The 14858-nt window shown below is 62.9% G+C and carries 11 protein-coding genes; 4 read left to right on the top strand and 7 right to left on the bottom strand.

All coding sequences use genetic code 11. The annotated features are described in order from the left end of the window. Positions 1–44 precede the first annotated feature (44 nt). Both JNB71_RS23765 and JNB71_RS23760 read left to right on the top strand, forming a co-directional pair. Positions 45–488 (top strand): Lrp/AsnC family transcriptional regulator, encoded by a 444-nt coding sequence (locus JNB71_RS23765; protein WP_220374239.1) that lies wholly within the window; start codon positions 45–47, stop codon positions 486–488. Between the two features lie 44 nt (positions 489–532). Then, complete coding sequence (locus JNB71_RS23760; protein WP_220374238.1) at positions 533–805, top strand: hypothetical protein; 273 nt, start codon at positions 533–535, stop codon at positions 803–805. A 25-nt stretch (positions 806–830) separates the two neighbouring features. On the opposite strand, the gene JNB71_RS23755 is transcribed toward JNB71_RS23760, so the two are convergent. The 3 genes from JNB71_RS23755 to JNB71_RS23745 form a co-directional block, all read right to left on the bottom strand. After that, positions 831–6542 carry a translocation/assembly module TamB domain-containing protein gene (locus tag JNB71_RS23755; RefSeq protein ID WP_220374237.1) on the bottom strand — a complete coding sequence of 1904 codons (5712 nt, stop codon included), beginning with the start codon at positions 6540–6542 and terminating at the stop codon, positions 831–833. Positions 6543–6606: 64 nt separating this feature from the next. Beyond that, complete coding sequence (locus tag JNB71_RS23750; RefSeq protein ID WP_220374236.1) at positions 6607–8529, bottom strand: autotransporter assembly complex protein TamA; 1923 nt, start codon at positions 8527–8529, stop codon at positions 6607–6609. A gap of 270 nt (positions 8530–8799) precedes the next feature. Further along, complete coding sequence (locus JNB71_RS23745; RefSeq protein ID WP_037128172.1) at positions 8800–9054, bottom strand: YMGG-like glycine zipper-containing protein; 255 nt, start codon at positions 9052–9054, stop codon at positions 8800–8802. 495 nt (positions 9055–9549) lie between these two features. Between JNB71_RS23745 and hemA the strand changes: the two genes are divergently transcribed. After that, positions 9550–10767: a 5-aminolevulinate synthase gene (gene hemA, locus JNB71_RS23740; protein ID WP_220374235.1), complete on the top strand. Its 1218-nt coding sequence runs from the start codon at positions 9550–9552 to the stop codon at positions 10765–10767. 26 nt (positions 10768–10793) lie between these two features. Here hemA and dxr read toward each other — a convergent pair whose 3' ends face one another. After that, the gene (dxr, locus tag JNB71_RS23735; protein ID WP_220374304.1) at positions 10794–11999 is read right to left on the bottom strand and encodes a 1-deoxy-D-xylulose-5-phosphate reductoisomerase; all 1206 of its coding nucleotides are present in this window, start codon (positions 11997–11999) and stop codon (positions 10794–10796) included. A gap of 152 nt (positions 12000–12151) precedes the next feature. Between dxr and JNB71_RS23730 the strand changes: the two genes are divergently transcribed. Then, on the top strand, positions 12152–12574 hold the full coding sequence (locus JNB71_RS23730; RefSeq protein ID WP_220374234.1) for an META domain-containing protein: 423 nt from the start codon (positions 12152–12154) through the stop codon (positions 12572–12574). A 113-nt stretch (positions 12575–12687) separates the two neighbouring features. Here the strand turns inward: JNB71_RS23730 and JNB71_RS23725 are convergent, their stop codons facing one another. The 3 genes from JNB71_RS23725 to JNB71_RS23715 all read right to left on the bottom strand — a co-directional run bounded on the left by JNB71_RS23725 (position 12688) and on the right by JNB71_RS23715 (position 14857). After that, positions 12688–14145, bottom strand: coding sequence for an FAD/NAD(P)-binding protein (locus JNB71_RS23725; RefSeq protein ID WP_220374303.1), 1458 nt, complete (start codon positions 14143–14145; stop codon positions 12688–12690). Between the two features lie 164 nt (positions 14146–14309). After that, positions 14310–14522, bottom strand: a complete 213-nt coding sequence (locus JNB71_RS23720; RefSeq protein ID WP_220374233.1) for a hypothetical protein — start codon at positions 14520–14522, stop codon at positions 14310–14312. Between the two features lie 197 nt (positions 14523–14719). Next, on the bottom strand, positions 14720–14857 hold the full coding sequence (locus JNB71_RS23715; RefSeq protein ID WP_220374232.1) for a hypothetical protein: 138 nt from the start codon (positions 14855–14857) through the stop codon (positions 14720–14722). Position 14858 lies beyond the last annotated feature (1 nt).

The following is a 14858-nucleotide window of genomic DNA, read 5'->3' as shown; positions in this document are numbered from 1 at the left end:
ATAGACGGCAATAATCGACACTCTGATAAGTTCGGACGACCATAATGATAAGCCTGGACGATCTCGATCATACGTTGATCAGCGCGCTTCGCCACAACGCCCGCACACCGGTCTCGTCGCTGGCCGCCGCGACCGGTGCCTCGCGTGCCACCGTTGCCGCCCGCATCGACCGCCTGGTGTCGTCAGGCACCATCGCCGCCTTCACCATCCGCACCGGCGCGGAACTTTCCGGCAGCGGCGTCAGGGCCATCGTCATGATCGAGATTCATGGCAAGATGGCCGACAAGGTTGCTGCGCAATTGCGCGGCCTGCCGCAGGTCCGGGCGCTTCATTCCACCAATGGCCGCTGGGATTTCATTGCCGAGCTGGAAGACAAGGATCTCGCCACCTTCGACGAAACGCTGCGGCGCATCCGCCTGATCGACGGCATCAATCTGACCGAGACGAATATCCTGCTGAAGACCAGCAAGATTTCGGCAGCTTTCTGATAAATGAAAAAGTGATCCCTGTGTCTGCACGGAGTTCAAGAACTATGCGAGAATACATCTTGTCGCTTGGCGCCTGGGGTCCTCTGATTGCGATAGCGGTCCTCCATGTGCTGATGACTGTTGTCTGCGGCATTAGAGGCGAGAAAAGGCCTTACAAATTTTCGCTCAAGCAAGGCATGGCTATCGCAACAACTATCTCCATATTTTTGATCGTCGGCACCTTCGTCAACCTGTGGCTAGGCAGCGCCTTGATGATCGCTGTCGGCGCTCTTGCGGTTCAGAACATGGATGCTGTCGACAAGTTTTTCGACAGCTAGTTGACGCCAGCTCTGACCGGTCTCTTCAATATTCCTTCTCATAGAAGATACCGCCGCCCGTGCCGGTGCTGCCGGCTTCGCCGCGCAGCTTGACGCCGCGGCCGACGTCGAGATTGATGATCGCCTTGCCGCCGCCGGCCTCGGAGCCGGATTGGAGCTCCAGATAGGTGCGGTCGTTGAGATATTTGCCGGCGGTGACCCGGGCGCCGCCGCTGGCGTCGGTCGAGACGTCGAGGTCGTCGACGCCGAGCTTGTTGCGCAATCCGTCGAGCAGCGAGTTGGAGCCGCCGCCGGCCAGCTGGCTCACGGCACTCGCGAGCTGCGCGATCTGCAGGGCCGAAAGATTGGAGAGCGAGCGGTTGAAGATCAGCTGCGCCAGGATTTCATCCTGCGGCAGAGCGGGCGACGACGAGAAGGTGATGGTCGGATTGTTGGCGGGACCGGCGACATTAACGGTGATCGTCGTCGAGCCCGCTGTCGACGTTGCATCGAGGTCGAGCGTCGGGATCAGGTTGCCGCCGAAGCTGATCGTGCCCTCCGAGAAGTCGAGCCGCTTGCCGAGAATTTCGAGGCGGCCGCGCCGCATCTCGAAACCGCCCGATACTGCGGGCTGGGCGGCTGTGCCGCGGATCGTCAGATCGCCGCCGAGTTCGGCGTCGATGCCGCGGCCGCGGACGAAGAGTTTTCCGGGCGCGCTGAGGGCGAGGTCGAAGGCCACGCCGCCGCTCTTGGCTCCGCCGCTGCTCGCTGTGTCGCTTTTGACATCCGCCTGCATCTGGCGGACCTTGGCGGGCGCATTCCTGTGCTTGATGTTGATCTCCGACAGCGAGGCGGGGAGCTTTTCGGGGATTGTGATCGCCGCCTTCCGGATGGTGACCTTTCCGCCCAGCACCGGCGTTGCGATCAGTGAGCCCTTCAGCGTCATGGCGCCATCGACATTGGCGGTGAACAGGCTGCCGTCGACATAGGTCGCATTGTCGAGACGGATGGCGAGATCGGCAGGAAAGCCGGAGCCCGGCGCGATGCCGACCGTGCCGGTGACATCGAGCGAACCGCCGCTGGCGAGCCGACCGGACAGTTTGGAAATGCTCGCCTGCTTGCCGTCGAGGGTAATATTGGCCGTCAGGTCGGTAATCGCGAGGTTGCGGCGGACATCGACAAGGCGGGCGCCGGAGGTCGAGATCGTGCCGGTGATCTGCGGCGCCGTCGCATTCCCCGTGATGGCGAGATCGACATTGGCGGCGCCCGTTAGCGTAAAACCTTGCTGCGCCAGCAAACCGGCGGCGAGACCGAAGGGCAGGTTGCCGGAAAATTTCATGTCGATCGGCCGGTTACCAGTGAGGCCCACCTTGCCGCCGCCCCGAAACGAGAGCCCGCCTGCGCCGCTGATCGTCGCGTCGAGCGTTACCGTGTTGTCGGCGAACTGCCCCTTGGCGGTGACATCGAGCGCGCTGACGCCGGCGGACCTGGCCTGGGCAACCATCGCATTCGCCCAGCGCAGGTCATAGGCGGCGACGGGTGCCGCCGATGTGCCTTTGACCCCGACCGTGCCGCTGATCGTACCGTCGGCGCCGAGTGACGGCGCGAAAGTATTGGCAAGCCTGGCGGGCAGGGCGCTGAGATTGATGGCGAGATCGAGTTTTTCGCCCGCCGATCCGGTCACCGCGATCATCCCGCCGGACGCCCCGAGCGTCAATTTCTGCAGGCTGACGGTGCCGTTCTCGATCGCGATCGTTGTCGGTGCCGAGAGCTTGACCGGGATCTTTCTCGGGGTGGCCGTGAACGAGGCGAGATCGACAGTCGTCTTGCCGCCCGCCGTCCGGATATCGGCACGCAGCTTGAGCGGTGCGCCGTCATAGCTGCCGTCGAGCGCGACATTGGTCTGGTTTTCCTGCTGGACGAAATCGAGCTTGAGGCCACTGACGCGGTTGGTGCCTTGCGAAAACGTCTCGACCGAAAGATTGCCCTTGATCGCCAGCGCCTTCAGGTCGGCGATGGTGATGTCGGCGACCGGCTTGGTGATGACGAGATCGCCGCGCTTGATGCCGGAGCCGCTGGCCTTGAGGGCGATCGAGGTTACGCCTCCATCGCTTTTGAGGGATGCCGATCCTGCCAATTCGCCGGAGGCCTTTTCGCCGGCCATGGCGGCCAGCAGTCCGACATCGGGGAAAGTGAAGTCGATCGTCCCCTGCGGTAGGAAGTCGGATGTGAACTCGACAACGCCGTTCAGCGTGTTCTCGCCGATCTGCACCTGCAGCACCGGCACACTGGTGCGGCCGTCCTTGGAAACGAGATCGGCCTTGACGTTGATCGCCTGGCCGCCGAGCGCGCCGGTGGCGGTGATCTTCGCCTGCGGGTTCTTCGGATTGGCCCTTGCATCCGCCGTCACCTGCAGATCGGTCAAGGTGCGACCGGCAAGCGTCGCGCCGCGGGAGGTGATGTCGGCCTTGACGCCGAGATTGTCGAGTGGGCCGGTGGCATCAATAGTGAAGTTGGCCTGGCCCTCTGCGTCAGCCAAAACCTTGCCGAGATCAAGCACGGTGCCGGTCAGCGTGGCCGTCAGGGTCTGCGACTTGAGCGCGACGGAACCGGCGGCCTGGAGTGTGCTGGAGGTCACGTTGAGGTTCGTGATGTCCACGGCGCCGTCGGGGCCTGTCGCGAGCGTGCCGGCGACATCCACCGGCGCATCGAATTTCGCCGAGACGGAGGCCGGCAGAGCAGCGGGGCGGGCCGAGAGCTTGAACGTCGTGTTCAGGCTTTTGTCGGCGAGCCTGAAGGAGCCCGCAAGCGCGCCGTCGAGGTTGGTGCTGCCGATCGTGATCGGGCTGAAGCCGACGGCTTCGGGCGTTACGTCGAGCGTCGTTGCCACCCTGATCGGGCCTTTGACCAACCGGTCGAGGTCGGCATTGGTCAGTTGCGTCGCGCCGGCCTCGATCGTCGCCGCAACCGGGCCGGCACGGCTGGTGAGGTTGAAGCGATCGCTATGTGCCGCAAACTTGATGGCGTCGAAGCGTCCTTGCGGCAGCGCCACTTCTGCGATGTTGCCCGCAACATCGAGGACGGCAGCCTGCATGTCGCCGTTGATCGATGCGGTGGCCGTATCAAGGACGATATGCGCCTCGCCGGCCTTAAGCGGCAGGCGGGTGTCGATACCGGCAAGGTCCGCCGTCAAGGCGAGCTTTTCGCCGGCACTGCCGGTGAGGGTGACGGTGCCACCATAGGCATTGATCGCCAGTTGCCGCAGGTTGACCGCGCCGTTCTCGATCACGATGGTCGTGGGGTTGGCGAGCTCCAGCGGGATTTTCCTTGGTGCTGCCGCGAAGGATTGCAGCCTGATCGTCGTGCGGCCGGCCGCGCTCTGCAGATCACCGCGGGCGCTGAGCGGGGCGGCGTCATAGGTCCCGGCGAGAGCGAAATTCGTCGTTTTGTCCTGCTGCTCGAAGCCGAGCTTGAGGCCAGTGAGCAGGTTGGCGCCCTGCTTCACTTCCTCGACCGTTACGGCTCCCTTGATCGCCAGCGCCTTGAGATCGGCAATGGTGATGTCGGCAGCCGGCTTGATGATCACCAGATCGCCGCGCGTGATGCCGGAACCGCCGGCTTTAACGGCAACCGAGGTGACGCCGTTTTGCGTCGTGATGCTGGCGGAGCCGGCGAGGTCGCCGGACGCGGTCTGCCCGGCCACTGCGGCCAGCAGCCCGACATCCGGGAAATTGAAGGTGAGCGAGCCGTTCGGCTCGAATTCCTTTGTCAGGTCGAACGAACCCTTCACGGTGTTCGAGCCGATCACGGCTTCGATCGACGGAATGCCGGTGGTGCCCTTTGCCGTTGCGATCTCAGCCTTGGCGCTGATCGCCTGTCCGTTGAGGGTGCCGCTGGCGGTGACGGCTCCCGTCGGGCCGTCGCGGCCGATGACCGCATCGGCATTCACGGCAAGGTCGTTCAGGACGCGGCCGGCAAGCGTCGTTTCGCTCGACGTGACCTTGGCCTTGACGGCCAGCGCATCGAGCGGCCCGGTCAGGTCGGCGCTGAAGGCGGCAGAGCCCTTGGCATCGGCGAGCAACTTGCCGATTTCCGGCACGGTGCCGGTGATTGCGGCCGTGAGCGTATCGGTTTCGAATGCCGCCGAACCGGCGACGTCGACGGTCCCGGACTTGATGGTGAGGTCACTCACCTTGACGCTGCCATTGGCGCCGGTTGCGAGATTGCCGGCGATGGCGATCGTCGTGTCGAATTTCGCGGCCAGCGCCGGTGGCAGGACGGCCGGCAAGGCGAAGAGCTTGAAGCCCGTCGCGACGGTGTTTTCGGCGATCGTGTAGGAGCCGGTCAGCGTGCCGCCGATGCTGGCGCTTTCGATGGTGACCGGATCGAACGATACCGTCTCCGGCGTCAGCGATAGCGTGCCGTCGATCTTGACCGGTCCCTTGATCACACGGTCGATATCGGCGCTGGCAAAGCGGGTAGCACCGGTTTCTATCGTGGTCTTGAGCGGGCCGGTGCGGGTCGACAGGTTGAAGGCGTCGCTATAGGCGTGCAGCTTGATCGCCTCGATCTCACCCTCAGGCAACGTCGCCTTGCCGATCGCGGCGCCAATGTCGAGCACGGCGGTCTGTGCATCGCCGATCAGCGAGACGCTCGCCGTGTCGATCGCGAGCCGGGCCTCGCCTTTTTCCAGAGGCAGGCGGAAATCGATCGGACCGTTCTTGCCGGTGAGGCTCGCCTTGAGGTCGTTCTGGCCCGTCGTGCTGTAGGTGCCGGATGCCGACAGCGTCAGCGCGCCGGTGGCGACTTTGCCCGTCTGGATGCGAACGGTCTTGCCGTCGATCGCCGCGGAAAGGTCGATGTCGGTGGTGCCTTCGAACAAAGGCCTGAAGGCGGCCGGCAGAAGATCGTCGAACGTGCCGCCGCCCTTGAGCGACACGGTGCGGAAGCCGTCGGCCGCCAGCGTGTGCTGGCCGCCGAGCTTCAGCACGCCTTTGCCGTCGAGTGCGGCTGTTGCCGTGCCGCTCCAGTTTGAAAGCGGGCCCTGGCCGGTGACGTTGACGCTGATCGCCGGTTCGCCGGGCAGGCGCATGGCCTTGGCGAGCAGACCGCCCTTCGGCTCCTCGATCGTCGTTTCCAGTCGCAACTCGTTGCCGGCCGGATTGAAGACGATATCGGCGATGGCCTTGGCATCGGGCCGGTCCCGCTGCGCGACGGCAAGGGCGGTAGCGATGCTGGCATTGGTGGCGTTCAGCTTGCCTTGAGCGCTCAGGAACTGGTCGACGCCGGCGATCTCCTTGCCGATGACCACTTCCTTGAGGTTGAAGGCATCGATTTTGACATCGAGAGGCAAGGCGAATGTTTCGCGGACCTCGCGGGTTTCCTGTGAGGGGACAGGCAGCCGTTCGAGGCGTACGGAACCGGCGGAAAGCTTCGTCGCTTCGAAGCGTTTGGCAAAAAGTGCTGTCGGCGACCAGTCGATGGCGACTTCGCGGATTTCCGCATAGACGCCCTTGCTGTCGAACAGCGTGATGCTGGACGCAGCGAAGTCTCCGGTGAGCAGCGCGCTCGGATCGTTGATGCGGACGATCTGGTCCGGCGTCGAGGCGTATTTCTCGATCATTGCGGCGACCATGCGCGCGCCCGGCGCGGTAAAGCCGGCAAAGACGAGGAACAGCACGGCGGCAACAAGGATGAGACCGAGGCAATAGAGGAACCAGCGCGCCGCGGCTTTCAGGAAACGGAGGAAACGATTCATGGTTTATCCATAGTCCAAGTTGCGTCGCGGTGAAATTACTTCTCTCCGGCCCGTCCTTCGGCAATCAGAAGGATTGCCCGATCCCGGCATAGATCCCGTATTTGGTGCCGTCCGGATAGGCATTCAGCGGTACCGCGAAATCCAGCCGGATCGGCCCGAATGGCGTTGCATAACGCAGGCCGATACCGGCACCGGCACGGATATCAGAAAAATCCGGCGCGGTTTTGGCCGATACGGTCCCCGCATCGACGAAAGGAACGATGCCGATCTTTTCAGTGATGTTGATACGAGCCTCCACCGACGCATTGACATAGGAGCGTCCGCCAAGGATTTCGTCATCGTCGTTGCGCGGGCTGATCTCTTGGTAGGAATAGCCGCGCACCGTGCCGCCGCCGCCGAGATAGAAGCGCCGGTGGGCCGGAATGGAGGCGAGGCCGTCGCCACCGGCGAGGATGCCGGCGCCGAGCTTGCCGGCCAGCACGAAGCGGTTTTCTGCGCCAAGCCCCAGATAAGTGGAGGCCGAGCCTTCGAACGAACTGAAGAAGGCCTGGCCGTTGATCTCGTAACTCGGCTTGGCGCTGATCGAGGCGCGGTAGCCTGCTGTCGGGTTCAGCTTGTCGTCTCGGGTGTCGCGGACATATTCGATCGGGATCGCCGCCGTCAGATATTCGTTGGAGCCGAAGGCGTCGTCGATATCGGCCCAGCTCAGTTCTGCGCCGCCGGAAATCGTGTCGGTATCGGACAGCTCGAAGGTCGCGCCGGCTGCTCCGGTGAAGATTGTCGCGCTATAGGCATCCGGGTCGAGAAGCTGCGCCTTCAGGCTGGCGTTGAAGGTGGAAGCGGGGCCGAAAGCGCCGGGCTTGGCAAAAAGCAGGCCGGCCGAGTAGTCGAGGCTGCCGACATCGGTCGTCTCACCGATGCGGTTGACGGAACCTTCGACGCGCAACGATTCGGCCCGGCCGAAGAGGTTGCGGTGACCCCAGTAGCCCTGGATGCCGAAACCGTCCGTGGTCGAATATTGCGCACCGGCGCCGAAATAGCGGTGTTTGCCTTCGGAGACCTCGATGGTCATCGGGATGGTGCCATCCGGCGCCAGTTCGTTCGCTTCCTTGATGGTGATGCTCGAAAACACGCCGAGCTGGCGCAGCCGCTCGGATGCCTTGCGCAGGTTTTCCGGCGAATAGGGCTTGCCGCCGTTGAGGCGCGAGTAGCTGGCGACGAAGGCGGGGTCGACCGTCTTGGTGCCGGTCACGGTCACAGTGCCGACAGGCGCGACCGGGCCACCCTCCGCGGCGATGACCACGTCAACGGTGTTCGTCTTGTGATCGGCAATGGCGCTGCGTTCGGTCAGCCGGGCGAGCGGTCGACCTTCTTCCTTCAAGTCCTCGACCACCTTTTCGCCGGCCTTGATGATGAGGGTGGAGTCCGCCCGCGCGCCCGGTTTGAGGTATTCCTCCGGTCTGCGACCGAGGGCGTCTCCCTTGAGCACGACGCTGCCGAGCGTGAAAACCGGGCCCGGGGTCACCGTGATTTCGACGGGAACCGGAGCGCCGTCCGGAAACACCGGATCGGGCGGCAGCGTGTCGATATCCTGGCCGTTCACCCTGACGTCGACCGTACCGCCATAGCGGGCCTGCTCATAAAGGGCGGCGAGAAGGCGATCACGATCGTCGCGCGCCTTGATGACGAGGCCGAGATCGCCAGAAACGGGTTTGTCCTTGTCCTGGAACAGGCGCGAACTGTTTTCCAGCGCTTCCTTGAGATCCTCGTCGCCCGAGCCTTCCGTCAAGGTAAGGTTGTAGTTGACGGGATCGATGACCTCGACCTTTTCCTCGTCACTTTCGAAGAAACGCATGCCGAAGATCTTCAAAGCGTGGGCGTCGGTAACCGACAAAGGTCCGCAAACCGCCAGCGCCGCGACGGCAAAAGCAGTGCCAGCGTTCCGGTACGCAACACTTACAGTCGGCAGACGCTTCCGTTTCCGCATTCCGCTTTCCAGGCTACTTTCAACATCCGCCTGCCCTCATGGCAGGGGCACAATTGCATGACAAGGTTTTCCCTTCATTAACGATGACCCTACACAGCATTGCTCCGGTGATGAAGCCAAAACGCCGGAATGTGGGAAATACCGCGACAAGTGTGACGTGCGGGAAACAAAAAGCCCCGGATTTCTCCGGGGCCGGCAGTATTTCGCGTCACCGGGGCAGACGGCGCTCGCCACGTCTTTGCCCCTGCCGACTGCAACCTGTGAGTTATATCACGGGCAATCGTCGATATAGCGGCGGCCGTAGCGGTCGCGATAATAGCACTGACCCGGCTGTTCGCTGACATGGCCGATGACCGCGCCCGAAACGCCGCCGATCGCCGCGCCGACCGCGGCGCCACGGACGTCGCCGGTGATCGCGCCGCCGATGATGGCGCCGGAAACGGCACCGATCCCGGCGCCCTTTTCAGTCTGTGTGCAGCTTGCGACCGACAATGCAATCAACACAAGCGCAATGGCTTTTTTCATTTGGTTCTCCAATCTGGACGGGAAAGCTGACCTTTCCGCCGTCCGTTCCCCGGGAATGGAAGTTGGACGGTAAAGGTCCCCCTCCGGTCGAACTTGCAACTTCGAAGATAATTGCATGCCTGCGAAAGTCTACAGATATCCTGCAAAATCCTCTTGTTACAAGAAATGCCATTCAACCTGAACGGAAGCTGAAGGTGCTGTTCCCGGCGTGACAGCGCCAGAGAAATTTCGGGCGCCACTGTCATTAGGAAAAGAGGCCATTGCTCCGGACGATCAGGGCCGATTTCGCTGAAACAGAATATAAGGAGGCAGTGGCTCGTCCTTTTCCACGCGGGCTTGACTCAGATCAAGGTTAAGTGGAATGAAATCCATGACGAATAGTTTGGAACTGTTCAAAATTAGGGGCCTTTTGCCGCAGGCGGCGGCGATCCCAGGCTTGGGGATTGACGCAGGCTGTCTTTGGATCAAAAAGACGGCAAGGTTCTGGAGACGATGATGGATTTCGAAAGTTTCTTCAAAGGCGAACTGGACGGCCTGCATCAGGAAGGCCGCTACCGCGTGTTCGCCGATCTGGAGCGTCAGCGCGGGCAATTCCCCAAGGCGACCCGCTATGACGCCCAGGGCGAAAAGCAGGACGTCACCGTCTGGTGTTCCAACGATTATCTCGGCATGGGCCAGCATCCCAAGGTAACCGAGGCGATGAAACTCGCCATCGATCAGTGTGGCGCGGGTGCGGGAGGCACCCGGAATATTTCTGGCACCAACCACTACCACGTTCTTCTCGAGCGCGAGCTTGCCGACCTGCACGGCAAGGAAGCAGCACTGCTCTTCACCTCCGGTTACGTCTCCAACTGGGCGGCACTCGGGACGCTCTGTTCGAAGATCCCCGGTGTCATCGTCTTTTCGGACGCCGGCAACCACGCATCGATGATCGAGGGCATCCGCCACTCCAAATGCGAGCGGGTGATCTTCAAGCACAATTCCGTTGCCGACCTCGAGGCCAAGCTGGCGGCCGCCGATCCGCGCGCGCCCAAAATCATCGCCTTCGAATCGGTCTACTCGATGGATGGCGACATTTCGCCGATCAAGGAGATCTGCGATCTCGCCGACAAATACGGCGCGATGACCTATCTCGACGAGGTTCATGCCGTCGGCATGTACGGTCCCCGAGGCGGCGGTATTGCCGAGCGCGAAGGTCTGATGCATCGCCTGACGGTAATCGAAGGCACGCTGGGCAAGGCCTTCGGCGTCATGGGCGGCTATATCGCCGCATCGGCGGCGCTGTGCGATTTCATCCGCTCGTTTGCCTCCGGCTTCATCTTCACGACGGCGCTGCCGCCGGCGCTCGCCGCCGGCGCGGTCGCCTCGATCCGGCACCTCAAGGAAAGCCAGATCGAACGCTTCGCCCATCAGGAACGGGTTCGCCGCCTGCGCAACCTGCTCGACAAGAACGGCATTCCGCACATGGCCAATCCGAGCCACATCGTGCCGGTGATCGTCGGAGATGCGGCCAAGTGCAAGTGGATTTCCGATCTCTTGCTCGACAATTGCGGCATCTATGTCCAGCCGATCAACTATCCGACGGTGCCGAAGAGGACCGAGCGGCTGCGCATCACGCCGACGCCGCTGCATTCGGACGCCGACATCGACCACCTGGTCGGCGCGCTGCACCAGCTGTGGTCGCGCTGCGCGCTGGCGAGGGCTGTTGCGTAAGGTATTGCTAACCTATTGAAATTGAATCAGGCCGCCGCTCCGGCGGCCCTTTCTTTTGCGGCGATCGCTTCGGCGGCACGGGTGCGGGCTTCGCTGTCGGCGGCGAAAACGTCATCCATGGAGACGGCCGGGGCCACTGCCGTCATGCGGTCCATGATCGCCTCGGCGATGTCAGCCATGTCGAGGAAACCGATACGGCCTGAAACAAAGGCATCGAAGGCGACCTCTTCGGCCGCATTCATGACTGCGCCCTGCAGGCCGCCGCGCTCCATTGCCGTGCGGGCAAGACGCAGCGCCGGGAAGCGGACTTCGTCCGGCGCCTCGAAATCCAGCCTTGCGAGCTTGGCGAAGTCCAGCCGATCGACATCAAGTTTCGTCCGCATCGGATAGGTGAGCGCATAGCCGATTGCGGTGCGCATGTCGGGACAGCCCAGCTGGGCGATCACGGAGCCATCGGTGTAGCCGACCATCGAATGGATGATCGATTGCGGGTGGACGATCACTTCGATCTGGCTTGGCGCCACATCGAAGAGATGCTTCGCCTCGATCATCTCCAGCGCCTTGTTGAACATCGAGGCGCTGCCGATCGATATCTTCAGGCCCATCGACCAGTTCGGATGGGCGCGGGCGATCTCCGCCGTCACGCCGGCCATCTGCTCGCGCGACCAAGTGCGGAAGGGACCGCCGGACGCGGTGAGCACGATCCGTTCGACGGCGTGGCGCTGATCGTCCTCCAGCGACTGGAAGATCGCGCTATGTTCGCTGTCGACCGGGATCAGCCGTCCACCGCCTTCGGCAACCGCGCGCACGAAGAGATCGCCGGCGGAGACCAGGCATTCCTTGTTGGCGAGCGCGATATCGGCACCGCGCTCGGCGGCTGCGAGCGTCGGGGCAAGGCCGGCGGTCCCGACGATGGCGGCCATCACCCAATCGGCGTCGCGCTCAGCGGCCTCGATCAGGCCGCTGCGGCCGGCGGCGACTTCGATACCGGTGCCCGCCAGGGCCGATTTCAGGCTTTCGTAGTGCCGCTCGCTGGCAGTCACGGCGAGTTCCGCACCTGTTGCCTTGGCCTGCTCGGCGAGCAGGTCGATGTTGCCATTGCCGGTCACGGCGGCAATCTCGAACGCGTCACGGCCGCCGAGTTGGTCAATGACGTCGAGCGTATTGGTGCCGATCGAGCCTGTAGAGCCCAGTATGGTCAAGCGGCGTTTTTGAGGTGCGCCGGAGGTCATGGCCAAGTCCCGTTGTTTTTCTTGTTTCATGCTAGGCTCTACAGGTGAACGCGGCCGTCAACAAGTGTAGTCTGAAAACCGGACGATGCGATATGGTCGCGGTCCGCGCGATTCGCGGCAAACGGTGTCAATTCGGAACGGCGGGATCCCACATGTTGAAACTTGCGCTGTTCCTCTCCTGCTCCTGCGTGCTGCTCGATACCGCCTCGGTATCGACCCTCGTTGCCAAATCCGTGCCGGCCGAACTCGTCGGGACATGGCTTGCTGAGGATATCGGCGGCGGCGGCGTGATCGACGACCTGCAGACGACGCTCGAGATCAACGATGACGGCACCTATTCCGGTTTTGCCGGCTGCAATCACTACACCGGCACATTCAACCTGAAGACCGACGAGATCATCTTCGGCCCTGCCGCCACCACGCGCAGGACGTGCGTTCCGGCGGTGATGGACCAGGAACGGAAGTTCCTCGATGCGCTGAAGAGCGGGCTTTCCTGGAGGACGGAGGGCACCAGACTGGTGCTTGCGAAACCCGATTCAAGCACCGCCTTGCAGCTTGCCCAGCGCCACTCATAGCGCGGTTTCGCTGTTCCCCGCTTCAAAGACTCTCCATCATTGTTTTCGCGCATTCCGGACGGAAAACCCTCTCGCACTTTTCTGGAACAGGTTCGGTCCTGGCCGCGGGCCGCTTAACGGGGGTTTTCTGCCGGTTCAAGCACCGTCGCCTGCAGGCGCTCTGCAATGACGGAAGCGACGAAGGCCGCATGTTCCGTCACCTGCGGCAAGCCCATGAGTTCGCCGAAGGTACCGCGCGCCAGCGGACCGGCAATCAGCAGCGACGGCGTCACGCCGACGGCCGGGCCGATGGCTTCGGAATTGCGGGTACAGGCAAGCCCAAGGCCGGTCGGGTCGAGTTCGAGATAGCCGCTCTGCGCCAGTTCCGCGAGAAAAGGCTGGCTGGCGAGGATGCCGCCATGTCCGGGTCCGGTGGTCACCACGACGGCGTCATAGGTCCGCTCCACAGTCTCCCCGTGGCGGCGGAGGCGCAGCGCACAACGGATCGCCTCATTCTCGACACTGGTGCCTGCGATCGACCCGGCAAGGATTTCAAGGCGGCCCTCGGCGATCGCCTGGTCCAGTGCCGCTTCCACCTGTGGCGCCACACGGAAGCGGTGGACATCCCAATAGGGCCGCAGGTGCCGGACGATGCGCCGCCGTTCCGCGATCGGCAGGATCTGCCAGACCGCTTGGCCCTGCGCCCGTACCTGGTCGATGACGCCGTGCCAGGTGAGACCAGTTGCCGTTGCCTCACGAATGGCGTTGCGGACGTTCTTCAGCAGGGCACGGGCCGTGAAGGCTGGATCGGTCAGGAAATCACCGGTGGGATCTTGCGGAAAGGGCGCATGTCCCCGCGACCGCAGGCCGCGGCGGGAGATCGCGGTGATCGCGCCGGTGTGCCCCTTGAGTGCCAGCGACGCAATCACATCGGCAGAGGTCAGGCCGTTGCCGATGACAAGGACCCGGTCGGACGAGCGGATGGCGTCGAGCGCGCCTGCTTTCGTCGGGTCCGGCACGAAACGCGGATGGCCCTTCAGCAGCGTCTGAAGTCCCCCCGGCGCCACCGGTGGTGGATGGCTGGTGGCGATGACGACGATATCGGCCAGGGTCTCGCCGCCGCCCTCATCGACGAGACACCAGCGCTGACCGTCGCGCAGCAGACGTGCAACGGCTGCGCGACGATGCCGGACGGCGCCATCGGCGATGAACGGCTGCAGCATGGCATTGATATAGTTGCCGAATACGCTTCGCCGCGGAAAGAGATTGCCGTCCGGCCGCAGGGCATCGGCATCACCCGCGGTTGCCGAATGGGAATCGATCCAACGCAGGAAATGATCCGGCTCGTCGGTGAGAAGGCTCATGCGTGCGGCGGGGACGTTGATGCGGTGGGCGGGTTCGGCCGTGTCATAGGCGAGGCCCCTGCCGAGGCCGTCGCGCGGCTCAAAGACGATGATTTCCGGCGCAGGGCCGCCGTCCGCCTGCGCGAGATGGAACGCCGTGGCCGCGCCGGAGACGCCGCCGCCAATGATGGCGATCACCGGTCGGTTCGCTTTTTTGGCTGTCGATTCGCCGGGTGCTGACAGGGTCATCGGATTGACGATCAATTGGTTCATGACATCTCACCGTCGGCCAATGCTGATAGTCTATAGTTTTTATCAATATTAGGCGGCGGTCAAGTCTGTAAGTTGTCGTCCCGTTTGACGCGCAAAAGCAAGATGTGATTTGGCCCGAAGGCGGTGAGTCGGGCTTTCAATCAAGAATTTTCGTCGAGAGCAGCAAGAACGCGGCGGAGCAATTCGTCCTCCTCCCATACGCCATGCCGGTAAAGGGTCAGCACCAGCGCTGCCACCGGATCATTCGCATCGCTGTCGGGCGTTATGTTGCGGGCGACCTTGGCCGCGTCGAAGACCCGCTGACATAGTTCAACGTGATGCGGCAGCATCGGCTCGTTGCACCATTTCCTCATGCCCCCTGCCCCCATCTCAATCAGAAAATGCGTCTGCTCGGCGAAGAAGCGTCATCCACGGCCACACGACGCGCGTGTCCCCTGAGACTTGCCTGCCTCGCGCCCGGCATGGGTGGCGGCCGAATATGGCGGTTTTCTGACTGGAGAGATTGGCAAATGGGATAGGGGCTGCGGCTTTTGTCGCAAATTGTGGAATATCAGGGCGGCTCGGTTGCGCCGGCAGGATCCATCATAGGAACCGAAGTGTTCAGATCGTTCCTGACATATTTGATCAAGAGGATGCTCAGGATCGAACCCACGATCACGAAGACGACGGCTCGCATGGTCATTTGCATC

It is taken from the genome of Rhizobium herbae (genome assembly GCF_019511375.1).
GTDB lineage: Bacteria > Pseudomonadota > Alphaproteobacteria > Rhizobiales > Rhizobiaceae > Pararhizobium > Pararhizobium herbae_A.
Note: the sequence above shows the minus strand (reverse complement) of the source record. Positions and strands in the feature narration are given on the sequence as shown.